The sequence below is a fragment of the Sphingomonas sp. Leaf230 genome, from assembly GCF_001421745.1.
Taxonomy (GTDB): Bacteria; Pseudomonadota; Alphaproteobacteria; order Sphingomonadales; family Sphingomonadaceae; genus Sphingomonas.
Map to the genome: position 1 here is coordinate 276,564 of NZ_LMKW01000010.1, position 20,339 is coordinate 296,902.

At 66.0% G+C, this 20,339-nt stretch carries 21 protein-coding genes; 15 read left to right on the forward strand and 6 right to left on the reverse strand.

The window, feature by feature from the left end:
• Window positions 1-4 precede the first annotated feature (4 nt).
• The 4 genes from ASE82_RS13260 to ASE82_RS13275 all read left to right on the forward strand — a co-directional run bounded on the left by ASE82_RS13260 (window position 5) and on the right by ASE82_RS13275 (window position 4,678).
• A complete protein-coding gene (locus ASE82_RS13260; RefSeq protein WP_056064086.1) occupies window positions 5-1,570 on the forward strand; it encodes a lysine--tRNA ligase in 1,566 nt (521 codons plus the stop codon).
• Between the two features lie 217 nt (window positions 1,571-1,787).
• The gene (locus tag ASE82_RS13265) at window positions 1,788-2,345 is read left to right on the forward strand and encodes a 2'-5' RNA ligase family protein (RefSeq protein WP_056064088.1); all 558 of its coding nucleotides are present in this window, start codon (window positions 1,788-1,790) and stop codon (window positions 2,343-2,345) included.
• A 91-nt stretch (window positions 2,346-2,436) separates the two neighbouring features.
• Window positions 2,437-3,441: a histone deacetylase family protein gene (locus ASE82_RS13270; RefSeq protein ID WP_056064091.1), complete on the forward strand. Its 1,005-nt coding sequence runs from the start codon at window positions 2,437-2,439 to the stop codon at window positions 3,439-3,441.
• A complete protein-coding gene (locus tag ASE82_RS13275; protein WP_056064095.1) occupies window positions 3,428-4,678 on the forward strand; it encodes an MFS transporter in 1,251 nt (416 codons plus the stop codon). The genes ASE82_RS13270 and ASE82_RS13275 overlap by 14 nt, the downstream gene beginning before the upstream one ends.
• Before the next feature lie 142 nt (window positions 4,679-4,820).
• Here the strand turns inward: ASE82_RS13275 and ASE82_RS13280 are convergent, their stop codons facing one another.
• Window positions 4,821-6,065, reverse strand: coding sequence for a dipeptidase (locus tag ASE82_RS13280; protein WP_235524706.1), 1,245 nt, complete (start codon window positions 6,063-6,065; stop codon window positions 4,821-4,823).
• An 82-nt stretch (window positions 6,066-6,147) separates the two neighbouring features.
• Between ASE82_RS13280 and ASE82_RS13285 the strand changes: the two genes are divergently transcribed.
• Complete coding sequence (locus tag ASE82_RS13285) at window positions 6,148-7,263, forward strand: acyltransferase family protein (RefSeq protein ID WP_056064098.1); 1,116 nt, start codon at window positions 6,148-6,150, stop codon at window positions 7,261-7,263.
• Here ASE82_RS13285 and ASE82_RS13290 read toward each other — a convergent pair.
• The 4 genes from ASE82_RS13290 to sucC all read right to left on the reverse strand — a co-directional run bounded on the left by ASE82_RS13290 (window position 7,249) and on the right by sucC (window position 11,563).
• Window positions 7,249-8,007 (reverse strand): energy transducer TonB, encoded by a 759-nt coding sequence (locus tag ASE82_RS13290; protein WP_056064100.1) that lies wholly within the window; start codon window positions 8,005-8,007, stop codon window positions 7,249-7,251. The two genes, ASE82_RS13285 and ASE82_RS13290, sit on opposite strands and share 15 nt — an antisense overlap.
• Window positions 8,008-8,441: 434 nt before the next feature.
• The gene (locus tag ASE82_RS13295) at window positions 8,442-9,371 is read right to left on the reverse strand and encodes an electron transfer flavoprotein subunit alpha/FixB family protein (RefSeq protein ID WP_056064103.1); all 930 of its coding nucleotides are present in this window, start codon (window positions 9,369-9,371) and stop codon (window positions 8,442-8,444) included.
• Complete coding sequence (locus tag ASE82_RS13300) at window positions 9,368-10,114, reverse strand: electron transfer flavoprotein subunit beta/FixA family protein (protein ID WP_056064107.1); 747 nt, start codon at window positions 10,112-10,114, stop codon at window positions 9,368-9,370. The genes ASE82_RS13295 and ASE82_RS13300 overlap by 4 nt, the downstream gene beginning before the upstream one ends.
• A gap of 246 nt (window positions 10,115-10,360) precedes the next feature.
• Window positions 10,361-11,563, reverse strand: coding sequence for an ADP-forming succinate--CoA ligase subunit beta (gene sucC, locus ASE82_RS13305; RefSeq protein WP_056053980.1), 1,203 nt, complete (start codon window positions 11,561-11,563; stop codon window positions 10,361-10,363).
• A gap of 340 nt (window positions 11,564-11,903) precedes the next feature.
• Here sucC and ASE82_RS13310 point away from each other — a divergent pair, with 340 nt between their 5' ends.
• Window positions 11,904-12,233, forward strand: a complete 330-nt coding sequence (locus tag ASE82_RS13310; RefSeq protein WP_056064110.1) for a PilZ domain-containing protein — start codon at window positions 11,904-11,906, stop codon at window positions 12,231-12,233.
• A 183-nt stretch (window positions 12,234-12,416) separates the two neighbouring features.
• Here ASE82_RS13310 and ASE82_RS13315 read toward each other — a convergent pair whose 3' ends face one another.
• Window positions 12,417-13,355 (reverse strand): ribose-phosphate pyrophosphokinase, encoded by a 939-nt coding sequence (locus ASE82_RS13315; protein WP_056064113.1) that lies wholly within the window; start codon window positions 13,353-13,355, stop codon window positions 12,417-12,419.
• 97 nt (window positions 13,356-13,452) lie between these two features.
• On the opposite strand from ASE82_RS13315, the gene gltX reads away from it, so the two are divergent.
• The 9 genes from gltX to ASE82_RS13360 all read left to right on the forward strand — a co-directional run bounded on the left by gltX (window position 13,453) and on the right by ASE82_RS13360 (window position 20,259).
• The gene (gene gltX / locus ASE82_RS13320) at window positions 13,453-14,778 is read left to right on the forward strand and encodes a glutamate--tRNA ligase (protein WP_056064759.1); all 1,326 of its coding nucleotides are present in this window, start codon (window positions 13,453-13,455) and stop codon (window positions 14,776-14,778) included.
• A gap of 529 nt (window positions 14,779-15,307) precedes the next feature.
• The gene (locus ASE82_RS13325; RefSeq protein ID WP_056064118.1) at window positions 15,308-15,973 is read left to right on the forward strand and encodes an energy transducer TonB family protein; all 666 of its coding nucleotides are present in this window, start codon (window positions 15,308-15,310) and stop codon (window positions 15,971-15,973) included.
• Window positions 15,974-16,028: 55 nt separating this feature from the next.
• The gene (locus ASE82_RS13330; protein ID WP_056064121.1) at window positions 16,029-16,376 is read left to right on the forward strand and encodes a hypothetical protein; all 348 of its coding nucleotides are present in this window, start codon (window positions 16,029-16,031) and stop codon (window positions 16,374-16,376) included.
• Between the two features lie 20 nt (window positions 16,377-16,396).
• Window positions 16,397-17,356, forward strand: coding sequence for a bifunctional diaminohydroxyphosphoribosylaminopyrimidine deaminase/5-amino-6-(5-phosphoribosylamino)uracil reductase RibD (gene ribD, locus ASE82_RS13335; RefSeq protein WP_056064124.1), 960 nt, complete (start codon window positions 16,397-16,399; stop codon window positions 17,354-17,356).
• On the forward strand, window positions 17,356-17,967 hold the full coding sequence (locus tag ASE82_RS13340) for a riboflavin synthase (RefSeq protein ID WP_056064127.1): 612 nt from the start codon (window positions 17,356-17,358) through the stop codon (window positions 17,965-17,967). Before ribD ends, ASE82_RS13340 begins: the two co-directional genes overlap by 1 nt.
• Window positions 17,951-19,105, forward strand: coding sequence for a 3,4-dihydroxy-2-butanone-4-phosphate synthase (gene ribB, locus ASE82_RS13345; RefSeq protein ID WP_056064130.1), 1,155 nt, complete (start codon window positions 17,951-17,953; stop codon window positions 19,103-19,105). Before ASE82_RS13340 ends, ribB begins: the two co-directional genes overlap by 17 nt.
• Complete coding sequence (gene ribH, locus ASE82_RS13350; RefSeq protein ID WP_056064133.1) at window positions 19,105-19,527, forward strand: 6,7-dimethyl-8-ribityllumazine synthase; 423 nt, start codon at window positions 19,105-19,107, stop codon at window positions 19,525-19,527. The genes ribB and ribH overlap by 1 nt, the downstream gene beginning before the upstream one ends.
• On the forward strand, window positions 19,524-20,069 hold the full coding sequence (locus tag ASE82_RS13355; protein WP_056064135.1) for a GNAT family N-acetyltransferase: 546 nt from the start codon (window positions 19,524-19,526) through the stop codon (window positions 20,067-20,069). Before ribH ends, ASE82_RS13355 begins: the two co-directional genes overlap by 4 nt.
• Window positions 20,062-20,259: a DUF4169 family protein gene (locus ASE82_RS13360; RefSeq protein ID WP_056064139.1), complete on the forward strand. Its 198-nt coding sequence runs from the start codon at window positions 20,062-20,064 to the stop codon at window positions 20,257-20,259. Before ASE82_RS13355 ends, ASE82_RS13360 begins: the two co-directional genes overlap by 8 nt.
• Window positions 20,260-20,339: the final 80 nt, after the last annotated feature.

Here is a 20,339-nt window from a genome sequence, read left to right on the forward strand (position 1 = left end):
CGCTATGACCGATGATATCCGCACCGCCGCCCTCGAGTCCAAAGCCTGGCCGTACGAGGAGGCGCGCAAACTCCTCAAGCGCTATCCGAACGGCAAGTCGGGCGATCCGGTGCTGTTCGAGACGGGCTACGGACCGTCAGGCCTGCCGCATATCGGCACGTTCAACGAGGTGTTGCGCACGACGATGGTGCGCAACGCCTTTCACGCGCTGAGCGATACGCCGACGCGGCTGATTGCGTTCTCGGACGACATGGATGGCCTGCGGAAAGTGCCGGACAACGTCCCCAACGGCGACATGCTGCGCGAACATCTCGGCAAGCCGCTGACGCAGATCCCCGATCCGTTCGGGACGCATTCGAGCTTCGCCGCGCATAACAACGCGATCCTGCGCGAATTTCTCGACCGCTACGGCTTCGACTACGAGTTCGCCTCTTCCACCGAATACTACACCGGGGGGCGCTTCGACGAGGCGCTGAAGGGCGTGCTCCGTCACTTCCAGGGTATCCAGGACGTGATGCTGCCGACGCTGCGGGCAGAACGTCGCGCAACCTATTCGCCGGTGCTTCCGATCTCGCCGACCAGCGGCATCGTGTTGCAGGTGCCGATCGAAGTTATCGATGCCGAAGCCGGGCTGATCGCATTTGAAGACGAAGGCCAGCGGATCGAGCAGAGCGTGCTCGGCGGCAAGGCCAAGCTCCAGTGGAAGGTCGACTGGGCGATGCGCTGGGTCGCGCTCGGCGTCGATTACGAGATGGCGGGCAAGGACCTGATCGATTCGGTCACCCAGTCGTCGAAGATCGCACGCGTGCTGGGCGGGCGCCCGCCAGAGGGTTTCAACTACGAGATGTTCCTCGACGAAAATGGCGAGAAGATCTCGAAGTCGAAGGGCAATGGGCTGAGCCTCGAACAGTGGCTGACCTATGGTCCCGAGGAATCGCTCGCGTTCTACGCGTATCGCGAGCCCAAGAAGGCGAAGTCGCTGCACATGGGCGTGATCCCGCGCGCGGTAGACGAATATTGGCAGTTCCGCGGCAATTATGCAGACCAGGACCTGAAGCAGAAGCTCGGCAATCCGGTCCATCACATCCACGACGGCAAGCTTCCAACCGGCGAACTGCCGGTGACGTTCGGGCTGTTGCTCAACCTCGTCGGGGTGATGGGCGATGCGAGCAAGGAGCAGGTCTGGGGCTATCTGGCGAACTACGTGCCGGACGCGTCCGCGGCCAAATACCCCGAGCTCGACCGGCTGATCGGCTATGCGCTGGCCTATAGCCGCGATTTCGTCGCGCCGACGCTGAAGCGCCGTGCGCCCGAGGGCGTCGAGGTCGCGGCGCTGGAGCGACTGGACGCGGAACTCGCCGCATTGCCGGCGGAGGCGAGCGCGGAGGACATCCAGAACATCGTCTACGAAATCGGCAAGACCGGCGGGTTCGACAATCTGCGCGACTGGTTCAAGGCACTGTACGAGACGTTGCTGGGTTCGGAGCAGGGCCCGCGGATGGGTAGCTTCATAGCGCTGTACGGCGTCGCGAACTCGCGGAAACTGATCGCGGAAGCGTTGGCGCGGTAGGAGGGCGCGTTCGAAGAAGTACCACCCCGGCGGAGGCCGGGGCCCAGTTGGGGGACGTTCATAACTGGACGCAGAGCGCCGTTACCACGACCTTTCCAACTGGGCCCCGGCCTTCGCCGGGGTGGTGGTTTCAGGTTGACCGAGTGGCCGTATCGCCTCGACAGCTTAGCGAGAACATATTAGCAACAAGTCCGCCTCCCCCGATTCGGAAACCGGCATGTTTCATCGAACACTCGCGCGTCATCGCCTGTTCTTCGCGATCCGCCCGCCACTCCCGCTAGCGCGCCAGATCACCGCTGCAGCGTCGTGGTTCGAAACCGACCGGGACAAGCTGCGCCCCGAGCATTTGCACGTGACGATCGATATCCTCGACGACCATGATCGCGTCTCGACCACGCTGGAACGCGACCTGAAAGCGATCGGCGATGCGGTCGAAGCAGTACCGTTCGCACTCCAGTTCGATACCGCGGTCGGCAGCGATCGCTCCATCGCCCTGCGTCCGCGCCACAAGAACGCCTCGCTCGCCGCACTGCATCAGCGGATTGCGGTGGCACGCGAGGCGGCAGGGCTACGCGCCCGCGAAGGCTATCGGTTCAGTCCGCACATGACGCTCGGCTACCGCGACGGCGTGTCGTTCACACAACCCATTGCGCCGATCGGCTGGGACGTGGATGCGTTCGTGCTGGTCCACAGCCATGTCGGCCGGACCCGGCACGACGTGATCGGGCGCTGGTTGCTGAGCGGCGACGACGATCGGCAACTGGCGCTGTTCTGAGCCTTCGAATTTGCCGGGCGCGCGAGATCCCGTAGGACCCAGGACGCGATCGGTTGGTTCTTCCCTCGTGACCGCGCACCAAGGAGCAACAATGCGGCTGTTCTTCGATGACGCCCAGCGGACCCATGCACCAGCGTGGGAACTGCATAACGGCGCATTCACGGCTTATGCGGAGACGCCCGCGCGCGTCGATGCGATCCTGCGCGCGCTCGGTCCGGTCGAGGCGCCAGAGGATCGCGGCGAGGCGCCGATTCTGGCCATCCATCCCGCGCCGTACCTTACCTTCCTAAAGGATGCCGCGCGACTCTGGCGCGAAGCCGGACGAGAGGGCGATACGATCCCCTACACTTTCCCGATCCGCGGCCGCCGTCCGCTCGACCTCACCCGGATCGACGCGCTGATCGGCGCGCACAGCTTCGACGCGACCACGCCGATCACGCCGCAGACCTGGGCCGCCTCCTATGGCAGCGCACAGTCCGCCCTCGCCGCGACGCACGCGGTCCTCGACGGCGACCGCGCGGCGTTCGCGCTGTGCCGCCCGCCCGGCCATCACGCCGGCGCGGATTATTGCGGCGGATACTGCCACCTCAACACCGCCGCGATCGCCGCGCAGGCCGCGCGCGACGCCGGTATCGCACGCGTCGCGATCCTCGACATCGACTATCACCACGGCAACGGCACGCAGGACATCTTCTACGCAAGAGGCGACATGTTCTACGCGTCCGTCCACGCCGATCCCAAGACCGACTACCCGTTCTACTGGGGGCACGCCGACGAAACCGGCGAAGGCGAAGGGCTCGGCACCACGCTGAACCTGCCCCTCCCCCACGGCACGCAAATCGACGCGTTCCGGGTCGCGCAGACCACAGCGCTCGACGCGATCGCCACGTTCGATCCCGGCCTGCTCGTCGTCAGTTTCGGCGCGGATACGTGGGAGGGCGATCCGATCTCGCACTTCAAGCTGACCACGCCCGACTATGCGGACCTCGCGCGCGATATCGCAGCACGCAACTGGCCGACCGTCATCGTCATGGAAGGGGGATACGCGGTCGACGCGCTAGGCTATAACGTCGCGAGTTTCCTTGAAGGATTCTGACGCCCCAATTGCCTTGGGTACGCCTGCCTATCGCCGGCTGACGCTGGCGATGCTGTTCGCGGGGTTCTCGACCTTCTCGCTGCTCTATTCGGTGCAGCCTTTGCTGCCGCTGTTCACCGCGCAGTTCGGGCTGACCGCGGAGGGCGCATCACTGGCCGTATCGCTGGCGACGGGACCGCTGGCGATTGGCATCCTCTTCGCGGGGTTCGTCTCGGACCGGGTCGGCCGGCGTCCGCTGATGATCGCGGCGATGTTCGCAGCCGGCGCGCTGACCTTGGCGGCGGCGGTCGTGCCGGGGTGGAGTGGGTTGCTGGTGTTGCGCTTCCTGACCGGTGTCGCGCTCGCGGGTGTGCCGGCGGTGGCGATGGCCTATGTCGCCGAAGAGGTCGATGCCGGCTCGGTCGGCGCGGCGATGGGGCTGTATATCGCCGGTAGCGCAATCGGCGGGATGGCCGGGCGGCTGGTCGTGAGCGTCGTCGCCGATCTCGAAGGCTGGCGCTGGGCGCTCGCCGCGGTCGGCATAGCGGGGCTGGCGATGGCGGAGGCATTCCGCCGGCTCGCGCCGCTCTCGCGTAATTTCACGCCGAGCGTTGGACGACCGGGCGCGCTGCTGCGCAGTGCCGGCACGTTGTTCACGGACCGTGCGATGCCGCTGCTGTATCTCGAGGCGTTCCTGCTGATGGGCGTGTTCGTCACGGTCTACAACTATGCCGGCTTCCGGCTGATGAGCCCGCCTTACGGTCTCAGCCAGGCGGCGGTCGGCGGGGTGTTCCTGCTGTACGTGCTAGGATCGGTGAGTTCGGCGAAGTTCGGGACGCTCGCGGGGCGGCTCGGGCGACGAAAGGTGTTCTGGATCCCGGTCGTGCTGCTGATCGCCGGCGTGGCGCTGACCGCGATGACGCCGCTGGTGCTCGTGATCGCAGGGATCGCGGTGGTGACGATCGGCTTCTTCGGCGCGCATTCGATTGCGAGCGCTTGGGTCGGGCGGCGGGCCCAGGTTGCAGGCGGCGGCGGCTCGCGCGGACAGGCGGCGGCGTTCTACCTGTTCTTCTATTACATGGGGTCGAGCGTGCTGGGATCCGCCGGCGGGTTCGCCTGGACGCATGCCGGGTGGCCGGGGGTAACGGCGTTCTGCCTGCTGCTCGGCGTGGCAGCGCTAGTGATCGGGCTGGTGTTGCGCACGGTACCGCCACTGGTGGTCGAGCCGCCCGCGCCGCAGCGGATGCCGGATCCTTGACGGCCTCGAACCGTCGTCCCAGCGAAAGCTGGGATATCATCGTTTGGCCCACGTTATCTGATACGGAGGGATACCCCAGCTTTCGCTGGGGTGACGGGATCTGGCGGGTTTGGTCGAACTCGAGCAACGTGCACTCGCCCCTCTACCGCGACCCCACGTCAGTCGCGTCGACCGGCGGCATGCCCGCCATTCCCTTCGCGACCGCTTCGACCCGCTCCATGACGCGGAGAACGTTGCCGCCGGACAGCTTCGCCAGATCGTCATCGCTCCAGCCCCGCCGCGCCAGTTCGGCGAACAGCAGCGGATAGCCGTCGACGCCCTTCAAGCCGATCGGCCCGGTCCCCTGGATCCCGTCGAAATCTCCGCCGATCCCGACATGATCGTGACCAGCGATCTTCGCGATATGCTCGACATGATCTGCGACCGTCGCGGCGGTGACCTGCGGTTCCGGATGCGCCGCGTCCCACGCCACCAGCGGCGCAGGCGATTTGGCGCCATAGACGTTCGCCGGAACGCCGACCGACTTCGCATAGGCCGAGCGCGCGATGTCCCAGGCACGCCACTCGGCCGACAGGAACGACGGGTAGAAGTTCACCATCACCACGCCGCCGTTCGCGCCGATCGCGCGGAGCAGGTCGTCGGGGATATTCCGCGGCGCATCGGCGATCGCGCGTGCGCTGGAATGCGAGGCGATCACCGGCGCCTTGCTCGCCACCAAAGCCGCCGCCATCGTCGCGTCGGACACGTGCGACACGTCGACAATCATCCCGATCCGGTTTATCTCCGCGACCACCTGCCGCCCGAAGTCGCTCAGTCCGTTCGCACGTGGCGCGTCGGTCGAGCTGTCCGCCCAGTTCAGGCTCTTGCCGTGCGTCAGCGTCATATAGGCGACGCCGAGCGCGCGATATTGGCGCAGCACCGACAGCCGCCCATCGATCTGGTGCCCGCCCTCGACGCCGATCAGCGAGGCGATCCGCCCGGCCTTCTCGATCCGCCGGATGTCCGCTGCCGTGGTGGCGAGTTCGAACGTCGCCGGGTTGGCGGCGACGAAACGGCGGACGATGTCGATCTCCTCCAGCGTCGTTCTGACCAGCTCTGGCGCATCGGCGGGGATGTAGACCGACCAGAACTGTCCGCCGACATGACCTTCGCGCAGGCGGGGAATGTCGGTCTGTAACGGGTTCGGCAGCCGCGCGGTGTCGGCGGAGAGATCGACCGCCTCGACCTTCGCGTCGTGCAGGTCGCGGATCTCCCATGCGAGATCGTTATGCCCGTCGATCACCGGGCTGCGCTCCAGCACGCGTTCGACGCGTCGCGATAGGGCAGCGTCGGGGCTCGCCTGCGCGGCCAGCAGCAGGAATGCGGCGATCATGTCTTTGTCCCCCATGGCGTCCACTCCATCCTGAAGGAGGTGTTCGCGCGCGACAAGCCGGGTAAGGCGCTCGCCGGACGCAGATGGAGGGGCGGAATTGGACACGGGGACGGCCGGACCGGCGCGCGAGGCGGATGGCCGGCTCTCCACCGCGATCGCGATCGCGCGGCTGATCGGGATTATGGGGATCGTCTACGTCCACGCCTGGACCGGACGCACCGCCGAGGAATTGGCGGCGGTGGCGTTCAGTTGGCAGGCGGTGCTGCGAACGGTGCTCGGCGAAGTGTTCGGGCGGAGCGCAGTGCCGCTGCTCGGGATGATCTCCGGCTGGCTGGTCGTCTCGACCGCGACGCGCCAGGGCTACGGCCCATTTCTGCTCGGCAAGGCGCGGACGATCCTGCTGCCGATGCTGCTGTGGAATGCGATCGCGATTGTGCTGGTGGGGGCGGCGGCGACGTTCGGCGACCTGAAGGCACCAACGCCGACGAGCATCGGTTGGACGCTCAACGAACTGGTGCCGCTCGTGCATGCGAATGACGTCAACGTGCAGATGCCGTTCCTGCGCGACCTGTTCGTCTGCATGATGCTCGCCCCGGTTCTGGTACGTGCGTCGGCAGCGTGGCTGGCGCTGGTCGCATCGATCGTGATCGTGTGGAGCGTTTCCGGGGTGCACGTCCCGCTGTTGCTGCGACCGCAGATCCTGCTCTTCTTTACCGCTGGAATCGCCGCGCGGCGATTTGGCGTGGCGGAGCGGGTAGCGGGGTGGCCTGTCGCCCTATGCGCGCTGCCATTCGTCGCACTGATCGCGCCGCGGCTGTGGACCGCGCTGCTGGGGAACGCGTTCTTCGACGCGCATCCGCATGTGATGGCGGCATTCGATATCGTGTTTCGACTGGCGTCGGCGGTGCTGTTCTGGCGGCTCGCCTGGGGCTTGGCTGAAAGCAACGTTGCGGACCGATTGCGCGGGATCGAGCGGTACGGATTTCTAGCATTCTGCGACCACCTGTTACTGCTGTGGCTGTTCGGGCCGATGATCGGGCTGGCGACCGGCGCGCTGGGGGCGGGGTTGTATCCAGCCTATCTGCTGGTCCAACCGCTGCTGGTGCTCGGCGTCACGATCGTGCTGGGGCGGGTGCTGATGGCGCTCTCGCCCGCAGTCGCACGGGTGCTCAGTGGCGGCCGGCTGGGGCGATCGGCTTCAGTTACCGCGTGACGGCGGATCGAGCTCGTTCACCCATTCCTGGTTGTGGACGACGGTCGAGCGAACCGGCCGGCCGGCGGCGTCGAGCCAGGGGCGGTAGCGGAAGCGCAGTTCGATCAGCCGGCAGGTCGTCGCGTCGAGCACGCCGTTTCCGCTGGAGCGCGTGATCAGGCAGTGCGTGACGCTGCCGTCGGTCTCGACCGTGTAGCGCACGCCGACGATCCCGCCCGCGCCGATTATGGCTTCGGCGTTGGGGAAATCCTTGTTCTTGAAGCGGCCTTTGATGAGACGAGGCCGAGTCTCGTCGCCACCGTCGCCGTCGCCATTTCCGGAGCGCCCGCTACCGGTGCCGTTCCCTTCGCCGCCTGCTCCTGTGCCGGGTCCGGGGATGGGAGCCGCGCCGCTGGTGGCGTCGCTGCCGGGGCCTGATTTCAGTGTGACGATAACCGGGGGCGGCGGGACGATCGGCGAGATGATGGGTTTTGGGACGACGACTTCGGTCGCCTTCGAGCGGAGGTTGGCGGGGGACGCGGCGCCTTCGGGGCGGTGGCTTTTCGCGGGGCGGGGGATGATCTGGTCAGGCCGCGGTGGAGGGGGTTTCGGGCCGCCCACGAATGTCTTCAGCGCAGCTGGGATAGCGGTGGGGATGCTGACGCCGAGCCCGAGGATCAGCGCGTAGCCGATGACGGCGCAGAGTATCGCCGCGCTGGCCGCGGATATCAGGCGGTCGCGCGGGTTCGGGTGGACGCCGTACATGCTGGTCAATTGGGGAGGCGTGCGGTGGGAGGCAACTGCGCACGAGGGAGCGAGAACGATCTCGTACTCCGGACGTATTCGGTACGTATCCCGCTTCGACAGATGCACCTCCCCGGCGCAGGCCGGGGTCCAATTGGAAAGGTCGATGTAACGAAGGACCGTCGGTCGTTGCCGCCGTTTCCCAATTGGGCCCCGGCCTGCGCCGGGGCGGTGGTCGCTTTGGGCGAAATTAGGCCTCGGTTTGTGAGCGCATCGGCTCGACATCCGCAGACCTTCATGTTCGGTAGACACTAGAACGGGCGGCGCGACCTAGGCCACACCGCCCGTTCTTGGCGCGCGACGCGGGAGTAAATCCCGCGTCGTCGGTCGGCGCTGGAGCGCCGCCGGCCGGGCTTGCTGTTGCGCTTGGCTTCGCCTTGCGCAGCGGCATTCGCCTACAGCTTCGCCGTCAACTCCGGCACGATCTTGAACAGGTCGCCGACCAGGCCGATGTCCGCGACCTGAAAGATCGGCGCGTCCTCGTCCTTGTTGATCGCGATGATGACCTTAGAGTCCTTCATGCCCGCGAGATGCTGGATCGCGCCCGAGATACCGACCGCGACATACACTTCCGGGGCGACGATCTTGCCGGTCTGGCCGACCTGATAGTCGTTCGGGGCGTAGCCAGCGTCGACCGCCGCGCGCGAGGCACCGACGCCGGCGCCGAGCTTGTCCGCCAGCGGATCGATGATCGCATGGAACTGGTCGCTCGAAGCCAGCGCGCGGCCGCCCGAGACGATGATCTTCGCGCTGGTCAGCTCGGGACGCTCGTTCTTGGCGATCTCCGAGCCGGCGAAGGTCGAGAGACCCTTATCGCCGGTCGAGGCAACCGCTTCGATCTCGCCCGAACCGCCCTCGGTCGCGGCCTTGGCGAACGCCGTGCCACGTACCGTGATGATCTTCTTCGCGTCGGTCGACTGCACGGTAGCGATCGCGTTGCCGGCGTAGATCGGGCGCGTAAACGTATCCTCGCTCTCGACCGACAGGATGTCGCTGATCTGCATGACGTCGAGCAACGCGGCGACACGCGGCGCGATGTTCTTGCCGTGCGTGGTCGATGGCGCGACGAACGCATCGTGCGTGCCCATCAGCTCGACGATCAGCGGCGCAACGTTCTCGGCGAGCGCGTGCGCGAACGCAGCGTCGTCCGCGACATGCACCTTGCCGACGCCGGCGATCTTGGCGGCTGCGGCAGCGACGCCGTCGACGCCCTGGCCGATGACCAGCAGATGGACTTCACCGAGCTGCGAGGCGGCAGTCACCGCCGACAGCGTGGCATCCTTGACGGCCTGACCGTCATGTTCGACCCAGACGAGCGTCTTCACTTGGCGACTCCCATTTCCTTGAGCTTGCCGACCAGTGCGTCGACATCGGCGACCTTGATCCCGGCCGAGCGCTTGGCGGGCTCGACCACCTTCAGCGTAGTCAGGCGCGGCGTCACGTCGACGCCGAAATCGGCCGGCGTCTTCTGCGCCATCGGCTTCGACTTCGCCTTCATGATGTTCGGCAGCGAGGCGTAGCGCGGCTCGTTGAGACGAAGATCGGTGGTGATGATCGCGGGAAGCTTTAGCGTGTCCGTCTCGGCACCGCCATCGACTTCACGCGTCACGTTGACCGAGCCGTCGGCGATCTCGACCTTCGACGCGAACGTGCCCTGGCCCCAGTTGAGGAGGCCGGCGAGCATCTGCCCGGTCTGGTTGTTGTCGTCGTCGATCGCCTGCTTGCCGAGGATCACGAGGTCGGGCTTCTCTTCCTCGACGATCTTGGCGAGGATCTTGGCGACGCCCAGCGGCTCGACCTTGGTCTCGCTGACGACGAGGATCGCGCGATCGGCACCCATCGCGAGCGCGGTGCGGAGCGTTTCCTGCGATTTCTGCTCACCGATCGAGACGACGACGATCTCGGTCACGCCCTTGTCCTTGAGGCGGATGGCCTCTTCGACCGCGATCTCGTCGAACGGGTTCATGCTCATCTTGACGTTCGCCAGATCGACGCCCGTTCCGTCCGCCTTCACGCGGGGCTTCACGTTGTAGTCAAGCACGCGCTTGACCGGCACCAGCACCTTCATCGGGGTTCCTTCCAAGGTGAAATCATTCGTTTCGCCCACCTGTTGCCGGGCGAGCGTTGGCGCGACAGATGGCCGTTTCGAGCCGTTTTCGCAAGTCCGGTATGGAAACATCGCTATGCCGTAGCGTCACGGCGAGATGCCGATCGGACTACCTGCCGAACAGTGTGCGACATCAACGAAAAAGGGCCCGGACGTTTCCGTCCGAGCCCCTCTTTTCGCAGAATCAGTATGCGAGGTCGAAGGCGGTTAGGCCGCGACCTTCTGCACCTCTGCGACGATCTTCTTCGCGGCATCGCCGAGGTCGTTCGCAGGCACGATCGCCAGGCCGGAGTTCGCGAGGATCTCCTTGCCCTTCTCGACATTCGTGCCCTCGAGACGGACGACGAGCGGCACCGACAGGTTCACTTCCTTCGCCGCGGCGACGATGCCGTCGGCGATGATGTCGCACTTCATGATGCCACCGAAGATATTGACAAGGATGCCCTTAACGTTCGGATCCGCGAGGATGATCTTGAACGCCGCCGTCACCTTCTCCTTGTTGGCGCCGCCGCCGACGTCGAGGAAGTTGGCCGGGAACATGCCGTTGAGCTTGATGATGTCCATCGTCGCCATCGCGAGGCCGGCGCCGTTGACCATGCAGCCGATGTCGCCGTCGAGCTTGATGTAGGCAAGGTCGTACTTTGACGCCTCGAGCTCGGCAGGATCTTCCTCGGTCTCGTCGCGCAGCTCGAGCAGGTCCTTGTGGCGGAACAGCGCGTTGCCATCGAATGCGACCTTCGCGTCGAGCACCATCAGCTTGCCGTCGTTGGTGACCGCGAGCGGGTTGATCTCGATCTGCTCGGCATCGGTGCCCATGAACGCGTCATACAGCTTCGACGCGGTGTTCGCGGCCTGCTTGGCGAGATCGCCGGTCAGCTTCAGCGCAGCAGCGACGGCGCGGCCGTGATGCGGCATGAAGCCGGTCGCCTGGTCGATGTCGATCGACTGGATCTTCTCGGGCGTGTCGTGCGCGACCGCCTCGATGTCCATCCCGCCTTCGGTCGAGACGACCATCATCACCCGGCCGGTGGTGCGGTTGAGCGTCAGCGCGAGGTAGAATTCCTTGTCGATGTCGACGCCGTCGGTGACGTACAGGCGATTGACCTGCTTGCCCGCGTCACCCGTCTGGATCGTGACGAGCGTGTTGCCGAGCATGTCGGTCGCCGCCGCACGAACCTCGTCCTCGGTCTTGGCGAGGCGGACGCCGCCCTTGGCATCGGGGCCGAGTTCGACGAACTTGCCCTTGCCGCGGCCGCCGGCGTGGATCTGCGCCTTGACGACATAGAGCGGTCCGGGGAGCTTCTTCGAGGCCTCGACGGCCTCCTCGACGGTCAATGCCGCGAAACCGGCAGGCACGGGGACGCCGAACTTGGCCAGCAGTTCCTTGGCCTGGTATTCATGGATGTTCATCGGGAAGGCTCCACGCAATTTTTAGGAAACTCGGGAATTGGTTGGGCGTAAAGCACAGGGCGGCCAGCAAATCCACCCTTAAGGCATTTGCAGTTGCGTGTCGTTATCATTAGATCGATTTAATGACCACGAGTGCCCTGATCTAAAGCAATTCCTTTGGCGTCGCGCCCCGCCACCTCTACAGGAGGGCCATGGCGATCCGACTCCGCATCATTGCGTTCCGCAGTTACCCCGCCGGTGCCGGTGGTACATTCGCCCAGCCACGCGCGGCCAAACCTCAAGCGGCCGAATCGTAAGGCGTTTGGAGATTAGTAACCACTTGGGGAGCAGTGTTCCGGACATGACACAGCCCGTCCCCATCCCCCCCGCCGAACCTACCGGCGAGGAGCTCCGTCAGGCGCTACGCAAGGCCGTCAAGATGCGCGCGCATCTGCGCGATCGGGGCCAGACGCGATTCGAGATCGAGGTGACGGATTTGTCGCTCTCGGGGTTTCGCGCGGAGACGAGCTTTACCTTGTGGCCTGGGACGGTGGTTTGGCTGACGCTGCCGGGGTTGGCCGCGCTTGAGGCGGTGGTCGCGTGGCGCGACAAGTTCAAATACGGATGCGCATTCGCCAAGCCGCTGCATCCGGCGGTGTTCGAGCATATCGTGGCACTGAGCCAGCGATAGGCGCGGCTACGTCCGCGCCGATGCGCGAGCGTTAGCGATGCGCAATCGCAGGCTCGGCCGGTGGGTCGCCCAAGCGAACCCATCCGACGGCGGCTTTGCCGACCGTAACTTGCCTTAGTGTGTTCTCCCGCGAAGGCGGGAGCCCAGTCTGGGTCCCCGCCTTCGCGGGGAAACAATTTTTCTTCAGTCGAACAGACTCGACACGCTGGTCTCGTCCGCAATCCGCTTGATCGCTTCACCCAGCAACGGTGCGATCTGAAGATGCCGGATCTTCCCATGCGCGTCCTTGATGACCTCGTGGTTTCCGATCGAATCGGTAATCACCAGCTCGCGCAGTTCGGAGCCCTCGACTCGGGCCACTGCACCGCCCGACAGCACGCCGTGCGTGACATAGGCGACCACGTCCTCGGCGCCCGCCTCCTTCAGCGCCGCCGCCGCGTTGCACAGCGTGCCCGCCGAATCGACGATATCGTCGACCAGAATGCAGAAGCGCCCCTCGACCTCGCCGATGATGTTCATCACCTCCGACTCGCCCGCGCGCTCGCGACGCTTGTCGACGATCGCAAGCGGGGCGTTGTCGAGTCGCTTGGCGAGCACGCGCGCACGGACCACGCCGCCGACGTCGGGCGACACGACCATCAGGTTCTTGCCCTTGAATCGCGCGAGGATATCGGCCGACATCACCGGCGCCGCGTAGAGATTGTCGGTCGGAATATCGAAGAAGCCCTGGATCTGCCCGGCATGCAGGTCGACCGACAGCACGCGGTTCGCGCCAGCGACGGTGATCAGGTTCGCGACCAGCTTGGCGGAGATCGGCGTGCGCGGGCCCGGCTTCCGGTCCTGTCGCGCGTAGCCCATGTACGGGATCACCGCGGTGATGCGCCGCGCCGACGCACGCTTCAGCGCATCGATCATGATCAGCAATTCCATGAGGTTGTCGTTGGCGGGATAGCCGGTCGACTGGATCACGAACACGTCCTCGCCGCGGACGTTCTCGTTGATCTCGACGAAGACCTCCTCGTCCGCGAACCGCCGCACGCTGACGTCGGTCAGCGGGATCTCGAGATAGGCGGAGATTTCCTGCGCCAGCGGAAGGTTCGAATTGCCGGTCATCAGTTTCATGAAGCTATTTCCCGCTCGATATTCCGCACCCCTTAGGCGCACGAATCGCGTGGTGGAAGGGTTTGCCCGCCGCCGCGCCGCTCCGTACAGCGGCGGGATGACCGTGATCACTCGTTTCGCCCCCTCGCCCACCGGCCGGCTGCATGTCGGCAACATCCGCACCGCGCTCCACAACTGGATGTTCGCGCGCGCCAATGGGGGGAAGTTCGTGCTGCGGATCGACGATACCGACCCCGAACGCAGCGAAGAGCGCTTCGTCGACGCGATCCGCGCCGATCTCGACTGGCTCGGGATGACGCCGGATGCGGAGGAACGGCAGTCGGCGCGGTTCGCTCTGTACGAGGCGCGGTTCGCGACGCTCGTTGCGAGCGGGCACGTGTATCCCGCGTATGAGACTACGCAGGAACTCGACCTAAAGCGGAAGATCCAGGCCGGGCGAGGGTTGCCGCCTATCTACGATCGCGCTGCGCTGGCGTTGGACGACGACGCGCGGGCGAAGCTGGAGGCGGACGGCGTGAAGCCGCATTGGCGGTTCAAGCTCGATCATGATGCACCCATCGCTTGGATCGACCTGATCCGCGGGCCGCAGGCGTTCGAACCGCGGACCATGAGCGATCCGGTCGTGCGTCGCGCAGATGGGTCGTGGCTCTACATGCTTCCCTCGGCGATCGACGACATCGACATGGCGATTACGCACGTGGTTCGCGGCGAGGATCACGTGTCGAACACCGCGCTGCAGTTGCAGATGTTCGCCGCCATGAACGCGACCGCACCCCAGTTTGCGCATGAGGCCCTACTTACCGGCGCCGAGGGCAAGCTGTCGAAGCGACTGGGCTCGCTCGGCGTCGATCATTTCCGCAAGGTCGGGATCGAGCCGCAGGCGGTGCGTGCGCTGCTGGCGCGGATCGGGACGAGCGACCCGGTCGAGCCGATCGCCGACGCTGCGCCGCTGATCGCGGGGTTCGACTTCGCGCGGTTCGGACGCGCGCCGGCGCGGTTCGACGAGGTGGAACTGGCGGCGTTGAACGCGCGGATCCTGCATGCGCTGCCGTTCGAGGCGGTGGCCGAGCGGTTGCCGGAGGGCATGGATTTGGCGGCTTGGGAGGCGGTGCGGCCGAACCTGGTGACGCTGGCGGATGCAGCGGATTGGTGGGGGGTGATCGAGGGACCGGTTGCCGTCGAGGGCGATATCGACGGGGAGTATCTCGATCAGGCGTTCGCGGCGGCTGGGGAGATCGACTGGTCGGGCGATCCTTGGCACGCGCTGACCGCTCGGCTGAAGGCGGAGACAGGGCGCAAGGGGAAGGCTTTGTTCCTGCCGTTGCGGCTGGCGCTGACGGGGCGGGATCACGGGCCGGACATGGCGGCGTTGTTGCCGCTGATCGGGCACGAGCGGGCGCTGGAGCGGTTGGCGGTGCGCTGATCAAGCGTCCCCCCAAGTCCGGTCTTTCAGAAAGCTTGTTCTCCCGCGAAGGCGGGAGTCCAGTCTGGGCTCCCGCCTTCGCGGGAGAACAAGGAGGGGCGGGCTGACGGTCGATCCGATCGCAACGGGCTATAACTTTGCCGGGGGTCACTTTGCCCGTGATCGAAGAAGCACCGCCCCTCCCCAACGCCGCCACCCGGGCGGAGGCCGGGGCCCAGCTGGAAAGGTCGCGGTAACGTAGCGCCTGCTTCAGTTAGCGACGTCCCCCAACTGGGCCCCGGCCTCCGCCGGGGTGGTAGCGGTGGGGCTGAGACCGCTGCAAAACTGGTCCGATTTGTGCGTCGAACCATTCCGCCTGGCCAAGCAAACTGCGATCGTATCTGGCGCTTACAAAACGCCAATAAAATAGCGCCCAAGACATTCCCTCACCTCTTTCCAAACCCCTTGCCCCCAGAATGTAATGATGTACCATCCCAACCGGCGGTACCTATCTCGCCGCCATCCTCGAGGAGATGCGAAGGAGACGGTAATGTACGCGGATCGACTGAACCGAACGGGCGGATTCAATCCCGGGAGCCTCGGCGTCGCGCTGGCCATCAACTGCGCGGTGATCGGAGCCTTGTTTTTCGCGGCGCCCAACGTGCTGCCGTTCGTGCCCGACAAGCCCCTCGTGACCTATGTGCCGTACACCCCGCCGCCGCCGCCCGAGCTGGTGCCGCCCACCGATCCTCTGATCCGCCAGCAACCGCGCCCCGCCCCGCGTCCCGACGCGCCGAGCCCGCTGATGCCGACGCCCTCGACCGAGGGCTTCCAAGTCGCCCCCGACCCGCTCCCCTACACACCGCCGATCGGGATCGAAGGCACCGGAACGGGCACCGTCACAGTCGATCCGCCCAAGCCTTCACCGGTATTCGTCCAGCCCGGTATCGACCCGCGCTATGCCGCCGAGTTCCAGCCTAGCTACCCGTCCGAAGAACGCCGCGCGGAACGCGAGGGCCGGGTCGTGGTCCGCGTGCTGGTCGGGACCGACGGTCGCGTGAAGCAGGTCGAGCGAGTCAGCGCGACCACCGACGCGTTCTACCGCGCGACGCTGGACCGGGCGCTGGCGAAATGGCGGTTCAAGCCGGCGACGCGCGACGGCGTCCCGGTCGAGGCATGGCGATCGATGGCGCTGACGTTCGTGCTCCAGAACTAAAGCTTGAGGGGTGCGGGGCTGGCCTAGCCGGCTCCGCCCCCCTATCTTGGCGCGCATGGGCTTTTTCAGTCGTTTCTCGCCGATCGCCGCATACCAGGACCTGCGGCTCTTCTTCAGCCAGCGCCGGCCGTACGAGCTATTTTTTCTCGTGGCGGCGCTCGGCGTCACCAGCTTCCTGATCTACGCGTTCATGAAGGACTCCTACGTCGAGAAGGAATACCGCCCGAAGATCATCTATGTCGAACAATGGCCTGCGGACCGCACCGATGCGCAGATCGAAGCTCAGCAGAAGATCGACGCACCGATCAAGGCCAAGGCGGTCGCCGAGCAGAAGGCCCGCGAGGACGCGCAGCGCGAGTCGTTCAAGCGGCTGGACGACAAGCTGAAGGCCATGGGGATCTGACCCAGGCCGACACGCGCTGGATGGGCGCCGCGCTGGCACTCGCCGAGCGCGGCCGAGGACGGACCGTGCCCAACCCCAATGTCGGCTGCGTGATCGTGCGCGAAGGCCGCGTGGTCGGGCGCGGCTGGACGCAGGCGGGCGGACGTCCGCATGCCGAGGCGATGGCGCTGTCCGAGGCCGGCACGAACGCCCGGGGGGCTACGGCCTACGTCACACTCGAACCGTGCGCGCATCAGTCCCCGCGGGGACCCGCATGCAGCACCTTGCTGATCGAAGCAGGCGTTGCGCGCGTCGTTGCCGCTCTCGAAGACCCCGATGCACGAACGGCAGGGCAGGGTTTTGCCCGGCTGGAGGCCGCTGGCATCGCCGTGACGCGCAGCGTTCGCGCGAACGAAGCTAGACGTTCGATGGCCGGCTTTCTCACCCGGCAGGCGCTCGGCCGCCCGCACGTCACCCTGAAGCTTGCAACATCGCTCGACGGCTGTATCGCGATGGCGGACGGGTCGAGTCGCTGGATTACCGGCCCGCAGGCCCGCGCCCACGCGCATCTCGAGCGGAGTCGGCACGAAGCGATCCTCGTCGGTCGCGGCACGTATGACGCAGATGCGCCGCGACTCGACGTGCGGCTACCGGGGCTGGAAGCTCGCGGACCGATGCGCGTGCTTTTATCTTCGACGGTCCAAGACATGTCCGGTTGGACCGTCATCGCCGCGCCGCACGACATCGCCACGCTTCCGGGCGTCGACCACATCCTCGTCGAAGGCGGCGCGGCCGTAGCGTCGGCGTTCCTCGCAGCTGACCTGGTCGACCGGCTCCTACTCTACCGCGCGCCGATCCTGATCGGCGGCGGCAAGCCCGCACTCCGCGACATCGGCCTCACTGACCTGACCAAAGCACATGGCCGGTGGGCGATCGTCGATGCGCGGCAACTTGGCATGGACCGGCTCGAGGTCTACGAGCGCGAACGAAACGAGGCATAATGTTCACCGGAATCGTCACCGACATCGGCACTGTCGCGAGCGTGGAGTCGCCTGGCGACACGCGCGTCGTGATCTCGACCGCCTATGATACCACCACCGTCGATCTCGGCGCATCCATCTCCTGCTCGGGCGTCTGCCTGACCGTCGTCGACAAGGGGCCAAACTGGTTCGCGGTCGACGTTTCGGGCGAGACGATCAGCCGTACCGCCAAGGACCAATGGACCGAGGGTCGCAAGTTCAACCTCGAACGCGCGATGAAGCTCGGCGACGAACTCGGCGGCCATATCGTCACGGGTCATGTCGACGGCCTCGGCACCGTCGTCGCGCTCGCGGAGGAAGGCGGATCGCACCGCGTCACGATCCGCGCCGGGGCCGACATCGCGCCGTTCATCGCACCCAAGGGTTCGGTGACGATCGACGGGGTCTCGCTGACCGTAAACACGGTGCGCGACATCGACGGCGAGGTCGAGTTCGGCCTCAACATCATCCCGCATACCTGGGCAGTCACCACGCTCGGGACGATCCAGATGGGGCAGTCGGTCAATATCGAGATCGACGTCCTCGCCCGCTATCTCCAACGCATGGAGCATTACCGTGTCAAAGCCAGCTGAATTAGCCCGTCTCAAGCACGGCTATCTGTCGAGCCCGGAAGAGATCATCGACGAGGCGCGCAACGGCCGTATGTTCATCCTGGTCGACGACGAGGACCGCGAGAACGAGGGCGACTTGGTCATCCCCGCGCAGATGGCGACGCCAGAAAAGATCAACTTCATGGCGAAGTTCGGTCGCGGCCTGATCTGCCTCGCGCTCACTAAGGATCGCACCGAGGAACTCGGGCTCGAGCTGATGAGCCGCAACAACGGCACCCGGCACGAGACCGCGTTCACCGTATCGATCGAGGCGCTCGAAGGCGTCACCACCGGCATCTCGGCCGCGGATCGCGCGCGCACGATCGCGGTGGCGGTCGATGCGACCAAGGGCAAGCCGGACATCGTCACCCCCGGCCACGTCTTCCCGCTGGTCGCGCGCGATGGCGGCGTGCTGATCCGTGCCGGCCATACCGAGGCGGCAGTCGACGTCGCGCGGCTCGCCGGGCTCAACCCCTCGGGCGTGATCTGCGAGATCATGAACGAGGACGGCACGATGGCGCGGATGGACGACCTCGTCACCTTCGCGCAGTTCCACAACGTCAAGATTGGCACGATCCGCGACCTGATCGCGTATCGCCGCCGCCACGATCACCTCGTCGAGAAGCGCGCCGAGGCCAAATTCACGTCGGAATGGGGCGGCGACTGGAGCGCGCTGACGTTCTGGAACAAGGCGACCGGCACCGAACAGGTCGCGCTGGTCAAGGGCAAGATCGACCCCGCCAAGCCTACGCTCGTCCGTATGCATGCACTGTCGCCGTTCGCGGACATCTTCGGCGAATCGGGCGAACGCGGCCGTATCCTTGCGCGCTCGATGCAGATGATCGCGGACGAGGGCGCGGGCGTGATCGTCGTGATCAACCGTCCGCGCAGCAACACCTTCACCTCGGCGGTGATGAAGAAGGCGGGCGCGGAGATCACCCCGGACATGGAGGAACTGCGCGACTACGGCGTCGGCGCGATGATCCTGACCGAGCTCGGCGTCCACGACATGGTGCTGATCACCAACACGCATCATACGCTGGTCGGCCTCGACGGCTATGGCTTGTCGATCGTCGGCGAGCGCCCGATCGCGTCTTTGAACACGGAAAAGAGCAACTGATGGCGCATCTCCTCATCGTCGAAGCCCGGTTCTACGATCACCTCAACGACCTGCTGGTCGAGGGTGCGAAGGCCGCGATCGAAGCCGCCGGCCACACCCACGAGACGATCACCGTGCCCGGCGCGCTCGAAGTCCCTGGCGCGATCGCGCTGGCGGCCGAGAGCGAGACGTTCGACGCGTATGTCGCGCTTGGCGTGGTGATCCGCGGCGAGACCTATCATTTCGAGATCGTCGCGGGCGAGAGCGCACGCGGGATCATGCAGCTGACGATGGACGGCCTGCCGATCGGCAACGGCATCCTCACGACTGAGAACGAGGCGCAGGCCTTGACCCGCGCAAAGCCCACCGAAGGCGACAAGGGCGGTGGCGCGGCGAACGCGGCGCTGGCGATGCTCGCACTCAAGGACCGCTTCATCGCATGACCGCGCCGGTGCTCCTGACGGAGCGCCTGTTGCTCCGACCCTTGGGACCGGAGGATGCCGAGGCGTGGTATGCGTTCCACGTCGATCCCGTCACGATGCGCCATCTCGGCGGCGTGCAGTCGCGCAGCGTCGCCTGGCGTGGTCTGTGCGCGATGGCAGGTGCGTGGAGCATTCGCGGCTTCTCGATGTTCGCGGTGACGCTACGCGATACCGGCGAATGGATCGGCCGCGTTGGTCCGTGGCAGCCCGAAGACTGGCCGGGTACGGAGATCGGCTGGGGACTGGCATCGCAGTTCGCCGGTCGCGGGTTCGCGCTCGAGGCTGCGACGGCGGCGATCGACTATGCGGTGGATGTGCTCGGCTGGACCGACATCATCCACACCATCGCACCCGACAACGCCGAGTCGATCGCGCTCGCGCAGCGGCTCGGGTCGACCAACCGCGGTCGAACGACACTTCCCCCGCCGCTCGAATCGCTGCCGGTGGACGATTGGGGCCAGAGCGCCGCCGACTGGCGGGCGCGGAGAGCAGGGCGTGGGTGACGTGATCAACCTGCGCCTCGTTCGGAAGCAGCGGACTCGTGACGAGGCTTCATCGAAGGCGGATCGGAACCGCAGGCTGTTCGGGCGGACCATGGCGCAGAAGGCTGCGGACGCGGCCGCGAAGACTCGGATCGATAGGACGCTCGACGGCGCGAAGCTCGATTCCACCTCCGACACGTTCGAGAAATAACCTCGCCCTCACCCTTCCGACAGCGAAGTCGTCGCCGGGCCCCCTTTCCCTTGGCAGCGTCAAACCGAACCAACGTCCGA